Below are 18,733 nucleotides of genomic sequence, written 5' to 3' on the forward strand. Positions count from 1 at the left end.
GAATGGCTGCCAACCCTTGATGGGGTTGGCAGCCATTCGCTTTATGTACGAACCTGATCAGCTCTTGAGGTACTCATCGTGCTGGCGGTGCGCTTCGGCGACCTCGACACGGATCTTGTCCACGTCCTTGGCCTTGTCGCGGTACTTCTTTTCCATGGTTTTCACATACGCTTCTTCCTCCACCAAGGCGCGGTAGATGCGTTCGCGTTCGACCGCGTCCGAGGTGTAGCTCAGGTCGTTGTAGCTGTTGGCATGGCGGCGCAGGTTGCCGATGGCAGTCTGGGCCTTACCTGCCTTGCTGAACAGCGAAGCGAGAATTGTCAGCACCAGGACACCGATAATGACGCTCAGCGACAGGCCGGTGCTGATTTCAATGACCATCACGTGCTCACCATCATTGATGAATGGCAAGTTGTTCTCGTGCAGTGCATGCAGGATCAGCTTCACGCCGATGAATGCCAGGATTGCTGCCAACCCGTAGGACAGGTAGATCAAGCGGTCCAGCAATCCGTCGAGCAGGAAGTAGAGCTGGCGCAGTCCCATGAGCGAGAAGGCGGTAGCCGTGAACACGATGTAGACGTTCTGGGTGAGTCCGAAGATCGCAGGGATGGAATCCAGAGCGAAGAGAATATCGGTACCGCCGATGGCCACCATGACCAGCAGCATCGGAGTCAGGACCTTCTTGCCATCGATCTTGGTGAACAGCTTGTCGCCGTCATAGTTGTCGGTAGTGTGGAATAGCTTCTTGGCGATCCGGATGATGAAGTTGTTGGCCTCATCGGATTCGTCATCCTTCTTCAGCAGGTTGCCTGCGGTCAACAGCAGGATCAGGCCGAACAGGTAGAAGACCCAAGCGAACTGGTTGATCAGCGCCGCGCCGACAAAGATGAAGGCGGTACGTGCGATCAGCGAGAAGACGATGCCGAAGAGCAGGACTTTCTGCTGGTCTTCGCGGGGTACGCGGAAGCTGGCGATGATAATCAGGAAGACGAACAGGTTGTCGACCGACAGGGCCTTCTCGGTAATGTAGCCGGCAAAGTACTCGGCACCCATGTCGATTCCGCCGAAGACCAGCACCAGCACACCGAAAACGAGGGCCAAGCCAACATAGATGCTGGACCAGATGGCTGCTTCACGCAGCGATGGAACGTGGGCCTTGCGGATGTGGAAGAAATAGTCGAAGGCCAGAAGGGCGAGAATCACGACAATCGTGATGCCCCAAATCATAGGGGAAACTCCCATAGGGATTCCTGCTTTCGTAAGTAGCGCGCGAACGCATCTGAGTAAGTCTCTTCACCGACCCCGGGGCTGGCCGCAAAACCCGGCAGGACCATGAAGTCCTGCGTATTGACGGATTCAACGATTATGAATACTCCCTTACGTTCTACCAGCTTATCCTGATGCGATGCTTCTGGAAAAATCTTGGTCCGTGGATGTCATGATGATCTGTAATGTACTTTGTCTTTGTGCAGTTGGGTAGGCGTCAATAGCAATTCGAAGAATGCACTTTGCTTGGAGCAACGTGGGCTAGGGGCAGGAACTAGGCGCTGCTAGAGCGACTTGTGCATCTTGATGCTGGTGGTTTCATATCCAAGCGATTCATAGAGGCCGCGAGCGCTCTGGTTGAATCCGAACACATTCAGCCCCAGGGTACGTGCGCCGTGGGCACGGGCGTATTCTTCGGCCAAATTCATGGCCTGGCGTCCGAACCCCTTGCCGCGGTGCCCGGGGTCGACAACTATGTCCCAAACCCACCATGAAGCCGGATCGCCTGAGGTGTCGTGGCCGATCCAGACATAGCCCACATCGCCGAAAATGCCATGCTCCAGGGTGAATACCGCATTGGTGCAACTTGGCAATCCGGTGGGAAAGGCCCGGGTCATGGCCCGGTCTGCATCTTCCTGCGCCTTGTGCTGGGAACTGCCAGCGGCAACAAGGTCCGATACGTACTCGGCGGTACTTCGTGCCATCCACGAATGGAATTCTTCAGCGGGAAGCGGGTGGAGTTCTAATGGCATGCCCGGAGTCTACCGGTTGAGGGCGGCACGCTATTTCCGCGCGGCCAGGATTTGTTCACGCAGGATATCTGCGTGTCCGCAATGCTGTGCCAGTTCACGCAGCATATGCAGCTGGATCCAGCGCAGCGGCAGCGGTCCACGCCGGTTGCCTGAGAAGACGTCATCTCCTGTTTTGCCTTCGACTGCTTGATGCGACAGTTCGATGGCTTGGGCATATTCGTGCCGAATCGAATCGATGGTGTCGGAAGCCTCCAAGTCGAATGATTTGCTGGGCGAAGAGGCAATGCCCAGCTCTGCACGGCTCCGGCCGGTGGCTGCTTCACCGAACCAGACCCGTTCCACGAAGATCGCATGTTTCACCAGCCCGAGCAGCGTGGTCTTGGATTCAACCAACTTCAATCTGGCTTCGGCTTCACTCAGTCCGCCGGTGCAGGAAAGCAGCATCTGCCGGTGCTGATCGATGAAAACTTGGACCATATCATCGTGGGTCAGTGAAAAAATGTCTTTGGAATCCGGGTTGGCCATGCCTTATCTTAAGTCGGCAAATCGTCAGTGACAAGGTATTTTGCCTCTGGGGCAAGTGAAATGGAAAATCTTTCGAAAATCTTGCTCTAGCTGGAATACGAAGAGTGCGAGTAGAGTTGAGTTAAGTACACTCAAGTTTATGGGTTCACCCAATTAGAGAAAGGATGCGCGTGGACACCAAACTCACCACTAAGAGCCAAGAAGCCCTCTCGGCTTCCGGGATGAACGCTTCAACCGCAGGCAATCCGCAGATTGAACCTGCGCACCTGCTGAAGGCCTTGCTGGACCAGCGCGACTCCGTCGCAGTCGCCCTCCTGAAGACCGCCGGATTGGATGTCGACGCGCTTTCGGTCAAGGCAAGCGCTGTCATCAACGCATTGCCTTCCAGCTCCGGCAGTTCAGTGGCCCAAGCCCAGTACTCCCGACAGGTGCTGCAGGTTGTGAGCAACGCCCAAGCGGCTGCCGCAGAAATGGGGGACACCTACGTCTCCACCGAGCACCTGCTTATCGCCTTGGCATCAGACCAGACCAAGGCCGGCGACGCGTTGCGCGAATTCGGGGCCACCCGCGAACTGCTGGTGGGCACCTTGCCCACCATCCGCGGCGACCGCAAGGTCGATAATCCGGATCCGGAGGCCACCTTCCAGTCCCTGGAGAAGTTCGGCACCGACATGACCGCCCTGGCGCGCTCGGGCAAGCTGGATCCAGTCATCGGCCGCGACCGCGAGATCCGCCGCGTGGTCCAGGTGCTCTCCCGCCGAACCAAGAACAACCCGGTGCTGATCGGCGAGCCAGGCGTTGGCAAAACCGCTGTCGTTGAGGGGCTTGCCCAGCGCATGATCGCGGGCGACGTGCCGGAATCCCTGCGTGGCAAGACCCTGATCTCGCTGGATCTGGGCGCCATGGTCGCCGGCGCCAAGTACCGTGGCGAATTCGAAGAGCGGCTGAAGTCGGTATTGGAAGAGATCAAGGCTTCGGACGGCCAGATTGTCACCTTCATTGACGAGATCCACACCGTGGTCGGCGCCGGAGCCTCCGAAGGCGCCATGGACGCGGGGAACATGCTCAAGCCAATGCTCGCCCGCGGCGAGTTGCGCTTGATTGGTGCTACTACCTTGGACGAGTACCGCGAGAACATCGAGAAGGATCCCGCCCTGGAACGCCGCTTCGCACAGGTGTATGTCGGTGAGCCCAGCGTGGATGACACCATTGCCATCCTGCGTGGGTTGAAGGAGCGCTACGAGGCGCACCACAAGGTTTCCATTGCGGACTCCGCCTTGGTGGCAGCATCCACGCTGTCCAACAGGTACATCTCCGGCCGCCAGCTGCCAGACAAGGCCATCGACCTGGTCGATGAGGCCGCTAGCCGCCTGCGCATGGAGATCGACTCGGCTCCGGAGGAAATCGATGAGCTGCGCCGCGAGGTGGACCGGCTGACCATGGAGGAGCTGGCGCTGTCCGATGAAACGGATCCAGCTTCGGTGGAACGCCTGGATGCGCTGCGCAAGGACATGGCCGACAAGAAGGAACAGCTGGACGCGCTGAACTCCCAGTGGGAAGCCGAGAAGGCTGGCTTGAACCGCGTCGGCGACCTGAAGGTCAGGCTCGACGAATTACGCAGCCAGGCCGACAAGGCCCAGCGCGAGGGCGACCTGGAGCAGGCCTCTCGCCTGCTCTACGGGGAGATCCCAACGCTGCAGCAGGAACTGGATGCGGCGGCAGCTGCCGAAGCCGATAAGGCCGATACGCACACCATGGTTGCCGAGGAAGTCACCGCGGATGACATTGCAGAAGTCATCTCGGCGTGGACCGGTATTCCGGCCGGGCGCATGCTGCAGGGCGAAAGCCAGAAGTTGCTGGATATGGAAGAAATCATCGGGCAGCGCCTGATGGGGCAGAAGCAGGCTATTGCCGCTGTCTCTGACGCCGTTCGCCGTACCCGCGCCGGCATTGCCGACCCGAACCGGCCTACCGGATCCTTCCTGTTCCTGGGTCCTACCGGTGTCGGCAAGACCGAGTTGGCCAAGTCCCTGGCTGACTTCCTCTTCGATGATCCACGGGCGATGGTGCGGATCGACATGTCCGAATACTCGGAGAAGCATGCGGTTTCGCGCCTGGTCGGTGCCCCTCCGGGCTACGTAGGGTATGAAGAGGGCGGGCAGCTGACCGAAGCTGTGCGCCGCCGCCCGTACTCGGTGATTCTGCTGGACGAGGTGGAAAAGGCGCATCCGGAAGTATTCGATATCCTGCTGCAGGTGCTCGATGACGGGCGGCTGACCGATGGCCAAGGCCGCACCGTGGACTTCAGGAATACCATTCTGATCCTCACCTCGAATCTGGGTTCCCAGTTCCTGGTGGACCAGAGCATGGAAGACGAGGCCAAGAAGTCAGCGGTGATGAGCGTGGTCAATGCATCGTTCAAGCCGGAGTTCTTGAACCGTCTCGATGAGGTCATCCTCTTCGACCCATTGAGCATCGAAGAGCTGGGCAGCATCGTCAAGCTGCAGATCGACCTGCTCGCACAGCGCTTGGCCGACCGCCGCTTGAACCTGGAGGTGGATCAGGCCGCCAGCGATTGGCTGGCCCTGACCGGTTACGATCCTGCCTACGGCGCTCGTCCGCTGCGCCGCCTGGTGCAGCGCGAGATCGGAGACCGGCTGGCCAAGGAGATCCTGGCTGGAACGGTGCAGGACGGGGATACTGTAGGGGTCACCCTGGACGAAGTTGGCGACAAGCTCAAAGTTGCCAAGAAGGCCTAGGAGCCTGGCAATGGCGAGGGCGTGAACGGATGGAATCCCGTTCATGCCCTCGCCATTTTTCCTGAACGCAGACTTAGCTGTCGGTGGTCTCCTGTGCCTTGGACGGCTCCTCTTCGGAGTTCTCCGATTCTCCATCCGTAGAGCCCTCTGGCAGCAATGAGTTGCGGACGTCGCCCTCGGACAGGCTCAGGAAGCACGAAACGGTGCGGTCGCCTTGGCCCCAGGTGCTCTCCGAGGGACGCGAGAAGTGATAGGTCCAGGTGGAGTCCAGCCCTGCACGAGGATCCAGTGACACCGATTTGCACAGGTCTTCGGATTGGGTGAGCAGCACGTTGGCTCCCGGGTACTCCTCGCCAGTGACCTGGAAGATGCCGATCAGTTGGGCATTGTGGGAGGAATCACAGGTTACGACCGTCTGCGGATCCAGTGGTGAATTGAATCCGCGCAGGCAGTCGCCTTGCTCCAACTGGGTTGGAGGCATCTCGGTGGCAACAATGCCGTCGAGGCCTGGATTCTCGTTGCGCTCCACGTTGTTCGCAGTTGGCGAAGCAGGGGGATCCACTAGTCTCAACACCACGAAAACCACTGCCGCGGCCAGTGCGAGAACGGCGACAATCATCAAGGCCCATTGGGCACTTTGACGCTTGGGCTTCTCCGGTTCTGGCTGCAATGGCGGCAAAGCCGCCTGCGGCTCGGGCAGATTGTTTTCCACCACCTGTTGAGCTCCTTCGTGGTTGGGTCGGGCGATCGCTCGCCGGCTCAATACATAGTCGTTGGACTAATCGACAGTCTAGCGGTTTCGGAGGGTGTTGCATTCAGCGCTCGCCGGTGAATCGTGTTAACCTTTAATTACGAAAGAACTGATCACATATTCGGGGGCCTTCATCTTTTCAAGGTGGACCACCTCCCGACTCTACTGAAAAGAGGGGGTCACGCCATGGGGCGCGGCCGTCAAAAGGCTAAAGCACAGCGTCAGGCGCGAGATATCAAGTACTACTCGCCGTCCACTGACCTTTCGGCACTTGAACGCGAGTTGGGCGTTCAGTCCGATCATCATGCTCAGAACACTGAGCGTAATGATTCATCGTATGACGAAGAATATTCGGAATACGACGAGCTGACTAAGAAGTACTCGGGAGATGACGAAGACGAGTAGCCTCGTCTTCTGATGCCGGGAGTCCTTGGCTCAGAGTGCCACACCTTAAGCATTGAGTGGTACAGCTCTTCAGTACATTTTGCGACAAGCCGCAGCGACTAAGCTAAATTAGCTTTTAGTCGTTGCGGCCTTTGTCGTGCCCAGTAATTGTTAGGTGGAACGTGAGCACTCCAGAAGAGCTATCCATCCAGATGGCGCATCATTCGGCCATCCGGTCGATGCAGCGCATTGTCGAGCAGCAGGCACCTGAATCCCCGGAAGCTGAAGCGCGTGCCGGGGTGCGCCAAATGCTTTCCGCTGGCGGGGTCCTGGTGGTCACCGGAGCCGGTGTTTCTACCGATTCCGGAATCCCCGACTACCGGGGACCCAACGGTTCATTGCAGCGCCACCGGCCGATGACCTATCAAGAATTCCGATTCCGTCCTGAAGCCCGGCAGCGCTATTGGGCCCGTGGCTACGTCGGCTGGCGCCATATGGACAAAGCCGAGCCTAACCACATTCACCAGCGCTTGGTGCAGTGGGAAGAGCACGGGAAACTCAGTGGAATCATTACGCAGAACGTTGACGGGCTGCACCAGCAGGCCGGATCCAAACGGGTCATTCCGGTCCATGGCGACTTGTCGATCGTCCGCTGCCTGGACTGCGGGTACAGCGAGAACCGCAATGACTTTGATCTGCGCCTGCAGGCGGCCAACGAAGGCTATTTGGAAGCCGTGGAAATCGACCCCAGCGCGGTGAACCCCGATGGGGATGTGGAGCTGCCCCAGTATCTGGTTGACCGGTTCAACATGGTGGCCTGCTTGAGCTGCGGCTCGCTGGCCCTGAAGCCTGATGTGGTGTATTTCGGCGAGAACGTTCCGGTTGAACGCAAGGAACGCATTGCGGCACTGGAAGCGGAATCCACATCGCTCTTGGTGCTGGGCTCCTCCCTTGCAGTGATGAGCGGGTACAAGATCCTGTTGAACTTCGTCAAGCGGGATTTGCCGGTGGCGCTGATTACCAACGGCCACGTCCGCGGTGAACAAAAAGCAACCTGGCGCTGGCGTGTGCCTTTGGAGCACGCCCTGAAGCAACTGGACTAGCAGGCCGGTATTTCGTCCCGCAAGGGACACCAATGAAGCGTGCCAAATGCTGCTCTGGGCACTCAGCCCGGCAGGAAGCTCGCACTGGTGCAGCACCACCGGCAGCATTGCCTGGCGCCTGGAAGCCGGGCAAGAGGGCTCCGGTCAACCCTGCATCCCCATTCGCATGGCGATGGCGTTAAAGAACCGATGCGCCGCACTGGGATCAGTGCGGCGCATCGGCAAGGAAGCGGATCCTGCGAGTACTACTTGGCGTAGTTGCCGGTCAGCAGCACTGCGCCGCCGTCAACGCCCTTGGCTCCCTGGACGTAGTCCAGTCCGGCATCGGCTGCCGCTGGATCGATATTCTCGACGCCGCCCATGACCCAAGCTCCCATGCCAGCCTTGTTCAGCAGCTCTACGGCACGATCAGCTACAGCTGGATCAACAACAGCAACCATGCCCACACCCAGGTTCAGGGTGCGCTCAAGGTCAGGCTGTGGCACGTTGCCCAGCTGGGCGATGGTGGAGAAGACTGCTGGCAGGGACCAGGTCGAGCGGTCCACACGGGCCATCAGGCCCTGGGGCAGCACGCGAGCCAGGTTGGCAGCCAGGCCCCCACCGGTGACGTGGCTGAAGCCGTGCACGCCGAAGTTCTCGCCGTCGTTCAGCTCGCCCACCAGATCCAGGCAAGCGGTGGTGTAGATGCGGGTCGGAACCAGCAGTTCCTCGCCCAAGGTCTTGCCGAACTCTGCAATTTCGCGTTCCAGCTCCCACTTGGCGTGGGCGATGACGCGGCGCACCAGCGAGTAGCCGTTGGAGTGGATGCCCGAGGACGCCATGCCGATGACGACGTCGCCGGCCCGCACGCGCTCCGGGCCCAGCAGCTGGTCAGCTTCGATGACACCGGTAGCAGCACCGGCAACATCGTATTCGTCCTCGGCTAGCAGGCCCGGGTGCTCCGCAGTTTCGCCGCCAACCAGCGCGGTGCCGGCCAGCTTGCAGCCTTCCGCGATGCCGCGCACGATATCCGCGATGCGCTCCGGGACGACCTTGCCGGTGGCGATGTAGTCGGTCATGAACAGCGGCTTGGCGCCCACCACGACAATATCGTCGACCACCATGCCGACCAGGTCCTGGCCGATGGTGTCGTGGATGTCCAGCTTCTGGGCGATGGCAACCTTGGTGCCCACCCCGTCGGTGGAGGTAGCCAGGTACGGCTTCTTGTAACCGGTCAGGAACGATACATCGAAGAGCCCGGCGAAGCCGCCGACCCCTCCGACAACGCCCGCGGTGTGGGTTGCCTTGATCGCGCCCTTCATCAACTCAACGGCACGGTCACCGGCCTCAACGTCAACGCCGGCACCGGCATAGGTGATGGAAGTTGGCTGCTGATCATTGCCGCTCATGGCAGTCGGTTCCTTTTCTGTTCTGGGCGCCGCATTTCCGGCGCCCTTTGCAACGAGATGGTTGGGATCGTGGAGGGGATTAGCTGTTGGTTTCGAACTCGGCATCAGGACCTGGCTCGCAGCCGCCCTGGTTGCTGCGCTCCAGCAGGTTCTTGCCGCGGCGCTCCTCGTTCGGCAAGGCGATCGGGTACTCGCCGGTGAAGCACGCGGTGCACAGGCGCTCGCGCGGCTGGCGGGTCGCTTCGATCATGCCGTCTTCGGAAATGTAGGCCAAGGAGTCCGCGCCGATGGAGGTCGCGATCTCAGCCACGGCAGCGCCGTTGGCGATCAGCTCGGCACGCGAGGCGAAGTCGATGCCGTAGAAGCAAGGCCACTTGACCGGAGGCGAGGAGATCTTCACATGCACCTCGGCGGCACCGGCCTCGCGCAGCATGCGCACCACCGCGCGCTGGGTGTTGCCGCGGACGATCGAATCATCCACCACCACGACGCGCTTGCCGCGCAGCACGGTTTCCAGCGCATTGAGCTTGAGCTTGATGCCCAGCTGGCGCAGGGTCTGCGATGGCTGGATGAAGGTACGGCCCACGTAGGCGTTCTTCACGAAGCCGTGGGTGAATGGAATGCCCGATTCCTCGGCGTAGCCGATGGCGGCCGGGGTGCCGGACTCCGGAACCGGGATCACGATGTCCGCGTCCGCGCTGTTCTCGCGGGCCAGCTGGCGGCCCATTTCCACGCGGGATTCGTAGACCGAGCGGCCGGCAATGGCAGCATCGGGACGAGCCAGGTAGACGTACTCGAAGACGCAGCCCTTGGGGGTGGCTTCGGCGAAGCGGGTGGAACGCACGCCGTTCTCGTCGATGGCGATCATTTCGCCGGGTTCGATTTCGCGGATGAACGAGGCGCCAACGGTAGCCAGTGCAGGCTGCTCCGAAGCAACAACCCAGCCTCGGTCCAGCCGGCCCAGGACCAGGGGGCGAACACCATGCGGGTCGCGGGCTGCGTAGAGGGTGTCCTCGTTCATGAAGACGAAGCAGAAGGCGCCTTCGATCTTCGGCAGCAGCTCCAGCGCGGTTTCTTCCAGCGACTGGCCTTCGGAACCGGCCAGCAAGGCGGTGACCAAGGCGGTGTCGGTGGTGTTGCCCTGGGCGAGTTCGCCGCGGACCTTGCCGCCTTCGGCCTGCTGCTTGGCGGAGACCATATCGGCCAGATCAGCGGAGTTGGTCAGATTGCCGTTGTGGGCCAGGGCGACGGTACCGGCCTGGGTCGGGCCCAAGGTCGGCTGCGCATTGGCCCAGTGGCTGGCACCGGTGGTCGAGTAGCGGCAGTGGCCGATAGCCAGCTGGCCGGCCATGGAGTTCAGCGTATTCTCGTCGAACACCTGGGAGACCAGGCCCATGTCCTTGTAGACGTTGATACGCGCACCGTCGCTCGTGGCAATACCAGCGGATTCCTGTCCGCGGTGCTGCAGGGCATACAGGCCGTAATAGGTGAGTTTTGCGACCTCTTCGCCAGGAGCCCAAACGCCAAAAACGCCGCATTCATCCTGCGGCCCCTTTTCGTTTGGAAGCAGGTCGTGATTTAAGAATCCATCGCCACGCGCCATGTTGGTTATTCTCTCATGTTCCAGTTGGTCGACACCGACCAAAAATGTGGTGGGTGGCGGCCAGGTGCGCGGCCGCCTGCTCTTCTAATTCAGGAGAAAAGCTGCCTAGCCTTGTAGTCCGCTGGAGTCAGTGTCCTCGGCCAGAGGAACTGCCAGATGCTTGGTGGTTTTGCGTGAGGTCACGCGATCAACAATCACATACGCCAATGCGCCGATGCCTACGCCCAGGCCTGCACCGAATATGGCGAAGAATCCGGACGCCGAGGTGCGGGTGTAATCCTGCGATGGTTCGCCAAGCAGGCCAATGATGAGCCCGGCTAGCGCGCCAAGGACCGCGAAAGTCAAAATGAACGGCCAGAACTTGGGCGACGAGTGAATATGCACTTCAACACTCTGATCGGCAGAAGACGGGGTAGCGGGGTGTTGCTCCATACCCTTAAGGGTACTCAATAAGTGGTAGGTGCGCTGACAAGTCTGCCCTAAGTCCCGAAGCATGCAATTGCCCAGTCTGCAAGGCCTCGGCCCAGCCGATACGCCCAGTAGCAAGGGAAAGCCAGAGCTCAGCAGGCATTTCGACTACATTCGGAGGTGTTCCGCGGGTGTGCCGGGGACCCGCTATGCACTGAGTCACACCGAAGGGCGGAACGCGTACCTCGACCGAGTTGCCCTCGGCGCGGGAGGCCAGCTCCTCCAGCGAAAAGCGCACCGCGGTGGCGAGCACCGGGCGGGCTATTTTTCCTTGTCCCTGCGTGGTTCCGGACCATTCGCGCAGGGCCGCTCGGCCAGCGGTTTCATCAACGCGCCGTTTGATTGCCATGGGTCGATTCCACTTTCTCTCAATGACGGAGAAACGTCATATTTGCGTGCGCTGGGCATCTACTGTGGATCTGGAAAACCGAGAAATCCAGCCATGCCAACTCTAGTTCAGCCAACGCAGCGCCGGTTGGATGCCGGCATGATGCTGTGCCGAAGACTTCCAGGGGGCGCTTTGGGCTTGCTGGCGCCGAATTCGCCCCTCGGCCCGGTGCCAGGCGGGCGGCCAGATGGACGGGGCCTGCGGCTAATGCCTGCGCGTCATAGACGCGGTTGACCCGCTGGATCTCCGGTAAACTCGACCGGGTGAAGGTACTGGTTATTGGCCCAGGCGGCCGTGAGCATGCAATTGTCCGTGCACTGAGTGCAGACCCCTACGTCAACGAAGTTCATTGCGCCCCCGGCAACGCCGGTATCGCACAGGACGTCACTACCCACGCGATCGATGCGCAGGATCCTGCCGCAGTCGTCGCGCTCGCCCGGGAACTGGGCAGCGATCTGGTGGTCGTCGGCCCCGAAGCGCCGCTGGCTTCCGGTGTTTCCGATGCGCTGATCGCAGCGCAGATCCCGGTCTTCGGCCCGACCCAGGCTGCCGCGCAGCTCGAAGCGTCCAAGGCTTTTGCCAAGAACGTCATGGCTGCCGCTGAGGTTCCCACCGCCATGGCCCATGTGGCCACCAACCGCGAGGAAGCCGCCAGCGCGCTGGATGACTTCGGTGCGCCGTACGTGGTCAAGGACGATGGCCTGGCCGCCGGCAAGGGCGTCGTGGTCACCGGCGATCGCGACGAAGCGCTGGAGCACGCAGAAGCCTGTTTTGCCGCCGGCGGAACCGTAGTGATCGAAGAATTCCTCGATGGCCCAGAAGTTTCCCTGTTTGTCATCTGCGATGGCAAGCATGCTGTTCCGCTGGCCCCGGCACAGGACTTCAAGCGCATCTTCGAAAACGACGAAGGCCCGAACACCGGTGGCATGGGTGCCTACTCGCCGCTGGAATGGCTGCCGGAGAGCTTCGTCGACGAGGTCATGGACCGCGTCGCCTACCCGACCCTGCGCGAAATGGAAAAGCGCGGCACCCCATTCACCGGCGTGCTGTACTGCGGCTTGGCGATCACCAAGCGCGGCATCCGCGTCATCGAGTTCAATGCCCGCTTCGGCGACCCGGAAACCCAGGCTGTCCTTGCCCGGCTGAAGACTCCGCTGGGCGGTGTGCTGCTGGCTGCCGCCAAGGGCCGGCTCGATGATGCCGAGCAGCTGACCTGGTCCGCGCAGACCGCAGTTGATGTGGTCATCGCCGCCGAGAACTACCCGGACACCCCGGTCAAGGGAGCGGTGATCTCCGGGCTGGAGGCAGCCAACGGAATTGACGGCGTGCACGTGATGCATGCCGGAACTTCCGCGGATGCTGAAGGGAACATCATTGTTTCCGGTGGCCGCGTACTGGCCGTGGTGGGCCTGGGCGATGGCCTCGCCGCGGCCCGCGCCGCAGCGTACGCCGGGGTTGCCGAGATCAGCTGGGACGGTGCCCAGTCGCGCACCGACATTGCGTTGAAGGCCGAACGCGGCGAAATCGCCATCGCCAACGAAAGCAAGTAGAGGACTACAGAACTCATGGCAGGATTCCAGACTGAAGTGCTCGACCTAGAAGGTTGGGACCATTACTACTCGGGCAAGGTACGCGACCTGTACGTGCCTGCGGGCGCCAGCTTCGAAGGCACCGACCGTGTCCTCGTGGTGGCCTCCGACCGCATCAGCGCCTACGACTTCGTGCTGGCCAGCGAAATCCCGGACAAGGGCAAGGTGCTGACCCAGCTCAGCCTCTGGTGGTTCGAGCAGCTGGGCGACTTCGCCAACCATGTCATCTCCACCGATGTTCCAGCCGAGGTGGCCGGACGCGCGATGGTGTGCAAGAAGCTGGAGATGTACCCGATCGAGTGCATCGCCCGCGGATACCTGACCGGATCGGGCCTGGCCGAGTACAAGGCCTCGCAGACCGTGTGCGAGCTGCCACTGCCGGCAGGACTGGTGGATGGCTCGCGCCTGGAACCGGCGCTGTTCACCCCATCGGCCAAGGCCGAGGTGGGGGAGCACGACGAGAACATCTCCTTCGAGCAGACCGTGGAACGCGTTGGCGCCGAAGTTTCCGAGGCGCTGCGGGAGAAGACCGTGGCCCTGTACGAGCAGGCCGAGCAGACCGCCCGCGCGCGCGGCATCATCCTGGCCGATACCAAGGTGGAGTTCGGAGCTGATCCGGCCACCGGCGAGATCACCCTGGGCGATGAGGTGCTGACCCCGGATTCCTCGCGTTTCTGGGATGCCGAATCCTACAAGCCGGGCCAGGCGCAGGCCAGCTTCGACAAGCAGTTCGTCCGCGACTGGCTGACCTCCGCCGAATCGGGTTGGGACAAGAACTCGGGCGAAGAACCGCCTCAGCTGCCAGCCGGAATCATCGAGAAGACCCGTGCCCGCTACATCGAGGCCTACGAACGGCTCACCGGCCAGGTCTTCAGCGCCTAGGCGCAGGCGAAGAACAACCACGCACGGCAAAGCCCTCCGCTGATCGAAGTGATCTGCGGAGGGCTTTGCGCTGTCCTGGACGGGATCAGACCAGCGAGTCCTTCCACGCCTTGTGCAGGGCCGCGAAGCGCCCCTCATCGGCAATCAGCTGCGCTGGGGTGCCGTCCTCGGTGATCTTGCCATCGTGGACCACCAGCACGCGGTCCGCGATCTGCACGGTGGACAGGCGGTGCGCGATGATCAGCGCGGTGCGGTTGCCCAGCAGGGTTTGCAGTCCGCGCTGCACTGCCCGTTCCGAAGGGATATCCAGGGAGCTGGTGGCCTCATCAAGGATCAGCACCGCAGGATCGGCAAGGAAGGCGCGGGCAAAGGAAATCAGCTGGCGCTGGCCGGCCGAGACCCGTCCGCCTCGCTTGTTCACGTCGGTGCCGTAGCCCTCAGGCAGATCCAAGATGAACTCGTGGGCGCCGACCGCACGGGCGGCGTACTCGATATCCTCCGGCGAGGCGCCCGGCCGGCCCAGCGCGATGTTCTCGGCCACCGATCCGGAGAAGAGGAACGCCTCCTGGGTGACCATCACCACGTGCTGGCGCAGTTCCTTGTTCGACAGCTCGTTGATCGGCACCGAATCCAGTTCCAAGGTGCCCAAACGCAGGTCGTAGAAGCGGGCAATGAGCTTGGCCAGCGTGGACTTGCCGGCACCGGTCTGGCCTACCACGGCCACCGTTTGGCCCGCCGGGATCCGCAGGTCGAATTCCTCCATGATCACCGGGCCCTCGCCGTAGCCGAAGACCGCATCCTTGAAGACCAGCTCGCCGGCCACCTTGCGGATGGTGCGAGGGGCCGCAGGCTCGCGCACCGTCGGTTCTTCCTCCAGCAGCCCCGAAACCTTCTCCAGGGCGGCGGTGGCCGACTGCAGCGAGGAATAGAACATGGCGATCTGCTCGACTGGCTGGAACAGGCGCTTGGAGGCCAGCAGGATGGCCACCATCGCACCGACCTGCATGGTGCCGTCGATGATGCGGAATCCGCCGTAGGCGAGCAATGCCGCCACCGTCAGGTTGCCGATCAGGACCAGTCCCGGCTGCAGGACGCCGAAGAGGTTGAAGGAACGCACCGAGTTCACCCGGTACTGCTCCGCGAGATCCGAGTAGTTCGCGTCGTTGGCTTCCTCGCGGCGGAAGGCCTTGACCGCGCGGATGCCGGTCATGGTTTCCACGAAGGTGGAGATGACCTTGGCCGAGACCACGCGGGATTCGCGGTAGAGCAGCTCGGAGCGGCGCTGGTACCAGAAGAAGAGGATCGCTACCGGAAGGACGGCCACGCAGACCACCAGGCCGCTGCGCCAGTCGAGGAAGAAAATCGAGACCAGGGTGAAGACCACGAACACGCAGGAGGAGGCCAGTTCCGAGACGCCTTGATCGAGCAGCTCGCGCAGCGTTTCCAGATCGGAGGTCTGCCGGGAAATGATCCGCCCGGAGGTGTAGTTCTCGTGGAATTCGAGGCTCAGCCGCTGGGTATGGCGGAAGACCTGCTGGCGCAGATCCAGGAGCATCGCCTGGGAGATCTTCGCCGCGCTGGTGATGTACCAGGAGAGCAGCACGCCGCTGAGCACGGCGCACACGATGTATCCGGCCCCGGTCATCCCCAGGGCACCCCAGTTGCCTTCGCGCACCTGCGGCAGGGTCCAGTCGATCGAGAAGGCGATCAGCACCGGAAGCAGCACGCGTGCCGCGTTGGAGAACAGCACCAGCACCACGGTGAGGACGAAAAGCTTCTTCTGCGGCACGGCCAGCGAGGCCAGCAGCCGGAAGGAACGTTGCCGCACGACCTTGCGTTCGGCGGCAGAGAGCTTGATGGCGTCTTCATTGGCGACGCCCAGTGGCTTGCTCATCGGGAGACCTCCACGGTGGCTGGCTGGTCTTCGTCATCCAGGCTGGCGATGACGAATCGGTAATGCTCATTGGTGCTCAACAGGTGGGCGTGGCTTCCCACCGCGTCGATGCGGCCATCGCGCAGCAGCGCCACGCGGTCGGCGAGCATCACGGTCGAGGGCCGGTGGGCCACGATCAGCGTGGTGGTTCCGGCCAGGACTTCGCGCAGCCTCTCGGTGACCAGTTCCTCGGTGCGCACATCCAGGGCGGACAGCGGATCGTCGAGGACCAGCACGCTCGGGCGCGCTGCGATGGCGCGGGCCAAGGCGATGCGCTGGCGCTGCCCGCCCGATAGCGACAGGCCTTCCTCGCCGATCAAGGTGTCTACCCCTTCGGGCAACGCGTAGGCAAACTGCGCCTGGGCGACGTCCAGGGCTTCGGCGAGCAGGGCTTCGCGCTGCTGCTCATCCAGGTTTTCCGGGGCGCCGAGCAGCACGTTGCCGCGGATGGAGGTGGAGAATAAGGTGGTGTCCTCGAAAGCCACGGCGATCTCGGTTCGCAGTTCCTGGAGGTCCCAGTCCTTGACGTCCTGTCCGTGGATGAGCACCTCGCCGGAGGTCGCTTCATGCAGGCGCGGAACCAGGTTCAGCAAGGTGGACTTGCCCGAACCGGTGATGCCGACAAGGGCCATGGTTTCCCCGGGACGGATCTCCAGATTGATGTCGGCCAGGATCGGCCGGTGGGTACCGGCGGTATCCGGGTAGGCGAAGCGCACATGCTCCAGCTTCACGCTGCCATCGCGTTCTGCAGGGACCCGGGGCTGCGCGGGGGAATCGATGTCATTGATTGAATCCATGACCTCGAAGTGGCGGTCCAGCGCAGTTTTGGTGCTCAGTGTCATGCCCAGCAGCATTCCCATGCCCTCGACGGGGCCGGCGATGACCGCGGCGATGGCGAAGTAGGCCACCAGCGAGCCGACGCTCAGCGTGCCGTTGGCGACCTGGGCAATGCCGATCAGCAGGCCGATGCCCAGAATGGTTTCAGGCACCGCAACGACGGTGAGCAGGAAGCTGGCCAGCGTCTTGGCCTTGGTTATTTCGGTTTCCTGCAGGGACTTTGCCTGGGCGCTGAAGCCCGCGTAGACATGCGGCCCGCGGCCGAAGGCCTTGATGACGCGGATGCCGTGCACTGATTCTTCCACCGCGGTGGCCAGGTCCCCAGCCTGGTCCTGGCTGCGGCGGCTGGCGGCCCGGTAGTCGTTGCGGAAACGGTAGGCCTTGATGGCAATCGGGATAGATCCCAGCAGGTAGAGCAGTCCCAGGATCCATGAATGGGTGAACATCAGCACCAGCCCGGTGATGACGGTGACGGTTTCAACAACCAGCATCATCGCGCCGAACGCGAGCCAGCGGCGCAACAAGGAGAGATCCGACATGGAGCGGGAGAGAAGCTGCCCCGAGCCCCAGCGTTCGTGGAACGCCACGGGCAGGCGCTGCAGGTGCTTGTAGAAGCGGATGCGCATCTGCGCTTCAAGGCCTGCTGCGGGATTCAGCACGAATTGGCGGCGCAGGAAGATCAGCAGGGCTTCGACAAGGCCCAATGCGGCAACGATGCCAACAGAGAGCCACACCTCCGAGGCTGCCCCATCACGATGCAGGACGACATTGACCAGCCAGGCGAGCACCTGGGGGATGGCCAGCGCGACAATTCCGGCGCCGAGCGCGCAGAGGAAACCGCAAAAGAGCCGGGGGAAGATCGGCTTGACGAATGGAGCAAGCCGTTTCAGTGTTGCGGAGAGCGGGACCGGATCTTTCGAACCGGCCTGTTGAGCTTGAGCCACGGTACCCCGCATTCATCCAGAAGTTTGACAGAGTTACAGACTACCGGCAGTAGTTGGGATAATTCAATCAATAGGCAACTATTGGAAAGAAGTGCTTCACATTGGAGGCAAATAATCCCCGGTCGAGCACCAAGAAGGTGCTTGACCGGGGATTACCCGAAGAAATTTCGTGGCTTAGTCGCGGGCAGCCAGGGTAACCATGATGGCTTCCGGCGGGCAGGCGAAGCGAATCGGAGCGAAGCGCGAGGTGCCCACGCCAGCGGAAACATTCAACGGAACGGTGTTGCCGTTGTATTCCCAATCGCTCAGGCCGCGGGCGCGCCACGTAGGCAGATCGCAGTTGGAGACCAATGCGCCATAGCCCGGGATGCACACCTGGCCGCCGTGGGTGTGGCCAGCGAAAATGACATCAGCCTTCGCCTCGGTGAATTGGTCAAGAACCCGCTGGTAGGGCGCGTGGGTGAGCGCAATGCGCACGTGGGGCGCCTGGCTGCTTGAGGAGGAACCACGCGGCCAGCCAGCGAAGAGGTCCCGGTCGATGTGCGGATCATCCACGCCGGTAAGATCCAGGCGCAGGCCATTGAGCACCGTGGAATGCGCACGGTTGGACATGTTGATCCAGCCGGCTCCGCCGAAGGCCCGGTGCATTTCTTCGAACGGCAACTGGTCCCGCGGGGCAGGGTTGGGAGTTCCGGTGGAAGGAGCCAAATACCTGAACGGGTTCTTCAGCTTCGGAGCGTAGTAGCAATTGGACCCGGGAACGAAGGCGCCAGGGAAAGCCATCAGCGGTTCCAGCGCCTTGATCAAAGCCGGCACGGCCTTGCGGTGGCTGAGGTTATCCCCGGTGTTGATGACAAAGTCGGGCTTCAGATCAGCCAGACCGCGCAGCCACTGGGTTTTGGCTTCCTGCCCTGGAACCATGTGGATGTCCGAAAGGTGCAGGACCTTGATGTCGCCGTATCCGCGGGGCAGGACCTTAAGCGATTCGTGGCGCAGCCCGAACTTTTGGGCCTCCAGCATGCCATAGCCCACCAGAGCTCCGCCGATGGCCAGAGCGCCGGTGGCGGCAAGGGCCGCAGTACCGCTGGCATGACGTAATGCCGAAGCGAAATTATTCTGTTCAACCATGACTTCTGTGCCATCGTCCTTTCAAGCCCGGAG

General features: G+C 61.8%; 16 protein-coding genes. 5 read left to right on the forward strand and 11 right to left on the reverse strand.

Going from position 1 to position 18,733, the window contains the following annotated elements; translation table 11 throughout:
* Positions 1-57 precede the first annotated feature (57 nt).
* The 3 genes from EDF61_RS05935 to EDF61_RS05945 form a co-directional block, all read right to left on the reverse strand.
* Complete coding sequence (locus EDF61_RS05935; RefSeq protein ID WP_105656995.1) at positions 58-1,242, reverse strand: TerC family protein; 1,185 nt, start codon at positions 1,240-1,242, stop codon at positions 58-60.
* Between the two features lie 308 nt (positions 1,243-1,550).
* Positions 1,551-2,018: a GNAT family N-acetyltransferase gene (locus EDF61_RS05940; protein ID WP_133833562.1), complete on the reverse strand. Its 468-nt coding sequence runs from the start codon at positions 2,016-2,018 to the stop codon at positions 1,551-1,553.
* A gap of 30 nt (positions 2,019-2,048) precedes the next feature.
* Positions 2,049-2,543 (reverse strand): DinB family protein, encoded by a 495-nt coding sequence (locus EDF61_RS05945; protein WP_133833563.1) that lies wholly within the window; start codon positions 2,541-2,543, stop codon positions 2,049-2,051.
* 170 nt (positions 2,544-2,713) lie between these two features.
* Between EDF61_RS05945 and clpB the strand changes: the two genes are divergently transcribed.
* Positions 2,714-5,302, forward strand: a complete 2,589-nt coding sequence (clpB, locus tag EDF61_RS05950; RefSeq protein ID WP_133833564.1) for an ATP-dependent chaperone ClpB — start codon at positions 2,714-2,716, stop codon at positions 5,300-5,302.
* A gap of 73 nt (positions 5,303-5,375) precedes the next feature.
* Here clpB and EDF61_RS05955 read toward each other — a convergent pair whose 3' ends face one another.
* A complete protein-coding gene (locus EDF61_RS05955; RefSeq protein ID WP_133833565.1) occupies positions 5,376-6,017 on the reverse strand; it encodes a septum formation family protein in 642 nt (213 codons plus the stop codon).
* Positions 6,018-6,239: 222 nt separating this feature from the next.
* Here EDF61_RS05955 and EDF61_RS05960 point away from each other — a divergent pair, with 222 nt between their 5' ends.
* Both EDF61_RS05960 and EDF61_RS05965 read left to right on the forward strand, forming a co-directional pair.
* Complete coding sequence (locus tag EDF61_RS05960; protein WP_105657086.1) at positions 6,240-6,458, forward strand: DUF3073 domain-containing protein; 219 nt, start codon at positions 6,240-6,242, stop codon at positions 6,456-6,458.
* A 191-nt stretch (positions 6,459-6,649) separates the two neighbouring features.
* Positions 6,650-7,540 (forward strand): Sir2 family NAD-dependent protein deacetylase, encoded by an 891-nt coding sequence (locus tag EDF61_RS05965; RefSeq protein ID WP_133833708.1) that lies wholly within the window; start codon positions 6,650-6,652, stop codon positions 7,538-7,540.
* Positions 7,541-7,785: 245 nt separating this feature from the next.
* Here the strand turns inward: EDF61_RS05965 and purM are convergent, their stop codons facing one another.
* The 4 genes from purM to EDF61_RS05985 form a co-directional block, all read right to left on the reverse strand.
* Entirely contained in the window at positions 7,786-8,928 is a 1,143-nt protein-coding gene (gene purM, locus EDF61_RS05970; RefSeq protein ID WP_133833566.1) for a phosphoribosylformylglycinamidine cyclo-ligase, read from the reverse strand.
* Positions 8,929-9,007: 79 nt separating this feature from the next.
* Positions 9,008-10,531, reverse strand: coding sequence for an amidophosphoribosyltransferase (purF, locus tag EDF61_RS05975; protein WP_105656990.1), 1,524 nt, complete (start codon positions 10,529-10,531; stop codon positions 9,008-9,010).
* Between the two features lie 105 nt (positions 10,532-10,636).
* Positions 10,637-10,963, reverse strand: a complete 327-nt coding sequence (locus EDF61_RS05980) for a hypothetical protein (RefSeq protein ID WP_105656989.1) — start codon at positions 10,961-10,963, stop codon at positions 10,637-10,639.
* Between the two features lie 4 nt (positions 10,964-10,967).
* On the reverse strand, positions 10,968-11,348 hold the full coding sequence (locus EDF61_RS05985; RefSeq protein WP_105656988.1) for a sterol carrier family protein: 381 nt from the start codon (positions 11,346-11,348) through the stop codon (positions 10,968-10,970).
* A 302-nt stretch (positions 11,349-11,650) separates the two neighbouring features.
* Between EDF61_RS05985 and purD the strand changes: the two genes are divergently transcribed.
* Positions 11,651-12,937, forward strand: coding sequence for a phosphoribosylamine--glycine ligase (gene purD / locus EDF61_RS05990; RefSeq protein ID WP_133833567.1), 1,287 nt, complete (start codon positions 11,651-11,653; stop codon positions 12,935-12,937).
* A 15-nt stretch (positions 12,938-12,952) separates the two neighbouring features.
* Positions 12,953-13,858, forward strand: coding sequence for a phosphoribosylaminoimidazolesuccinocarboxamide synthase (locus EDF61_RS05995; RefSeq protein WP_133833568.1), 906 nt, complete (start codon positions 12,953-12,955; stop codon positions 13,856-13,858).
* 85 nt (positions 13,859-13,943) lie between these two features.
* On the opposite strand, the gene EDF61_RS06000 is transcribed toward EDF61_RS05995, so the two are convergent.
* The 3 genes from EDF61_RS06000 to EDF61_RS06010 all read right to left on the reverse strand — a co-directional run bounded on the left by EDF61_RS06000 (position 13,944) and on the right by EDF61_RS06010 (position 18,700).
* Positions 13,944-15,752 (reverse strand): ABC transporter ATP-binding protein, encoded by a 1,809-nt coding sequence (locus EDF61_RS06000; RefSeq protein WP_133833569.1) that lies wholly within the window; start codon positions 15,750-15,752, stop codon positions 13,944-13,946.
* Positions 15,749-17,572 carry an ABC transporter ATP-binding protein gene (locus tag EDF61_RS06005; protein ID WP_133833570.1) on the reverse strand — a complete coding sequence of 608 codons (1,824 nt, stop codon included), beginning with the start codon at positions 17,570-17,572 and terminating at the stop codon, positions 15,749-15,751. Before EDF61_RS06005 ends, EDF61_RS06000 begins: the two co-directional genes overlap by 4 nt.
* Before the next feature lie 174 nt (positions 17,573-17,746).
* Positions 17,747-18,700, reverse strand: a complete 954-nt coding sequence (locus EDF61_RS06010) for a metallophosphoesterase (protein WP_105656984.1) — start codon at positions 18,698-18,700, stop codon at positions 17,747-17,749.
* Positions 18,701-18,733: the final 33 nt, after the last annotated feature.

This window comes from Arthrobacter sp. JUb115 (genome assembly GCF_004365035.1).
GTDB lineage: Bacteria > Actinomycetota > Actinomycetes > Actinomycetales > Micrococcaceae > Glutamicibacter.

Bases quoted from the DNA above. Each gene is read 5' to 3' on its own strand.
- EDF61_RS05935 (WP_105656995.1), bottom strand. From the start codon at position 1,242: ATGGGAGTTTCCCCTATGATTTGGGGCATCACGATTGTCGTGATTCTC.
- EDF61_RS05940 (WP_133833562.1), bottom strand. From the start codon at position 2,018: ATGCCATTAGAACTCCACCCGCTTCCCGCTGAAGAATTCCATTCGTGG.
- EDF61_RS05945 (WP_133833563.1), bottom strand. From the start codon at position 2,543: ATGGCCAACCCGGATTCCAAAGACATTTTTTCACTGACCCACGATGAT.
- EDF61_RS05960 (WP_105657086.1), top strand. From the start codon at position 6,240: ATGGGGCGCGGCCGTCAAAAGGCTAAAGCACAGCGTCAGGCGCGAGAT.
- EDF61_RS05965 (WP_133833708.1), top strand. From the start codon at position 6,650: ATGGCGCATCATTCGGCCATCCGGTCGATGCAGCGCATTGTCGAGCAG.
- purM (WP_133833566.1), bottom strand. From the start codon at position 8,928: ATGAGCGGCAATGATCAGCAGCCAACTTCCATCACCTATGCCGGTGCC.
- purF (WP_105656990.1), bottom strand. From the start codon at position 10,531: ATGGCGCGTGGCGATGGATTCTTAAATCACGACCTGCTTCCAAACGAA.
- EDF61_RS05980 (WP_105656989.1), bottom strand. From the start codon at position 10,963: ATGGAGCAACACCCCGCTACCCCGTCTTCTGCCGATCAGAGTGTTGAA.
- EDF61_RS05985 (WP_105656988.1), bottom strand. From the start codon at position 11,348: ATGGCAATCAAACGGCGCGTTGATGAAACCGCTGGCCGAGCGGCCCTG.
- EDF61_RS05995 (WP_133833568.1), top strand. From the start codon at position 12,953: ATGGCAGGATTCCAGACTGAAGTGCTCGACCTAGAAGGTTGGGACCAT.
- EDF61_RS06000 (WP_133833569.1), bottom strand. From the start codon at position 15,752: ATGAGCAAGCCACTGGGCGTCGCCAATGAAGACGCCATCAAGCTCTCT.
- EDF61_RS06010 (WP_105656984.1), bottom strand. From the start codon at position 18,700: ATGGTTGAACAGAATAATTTCGCTTCGGCATTACGTCATGCCAGCGGT.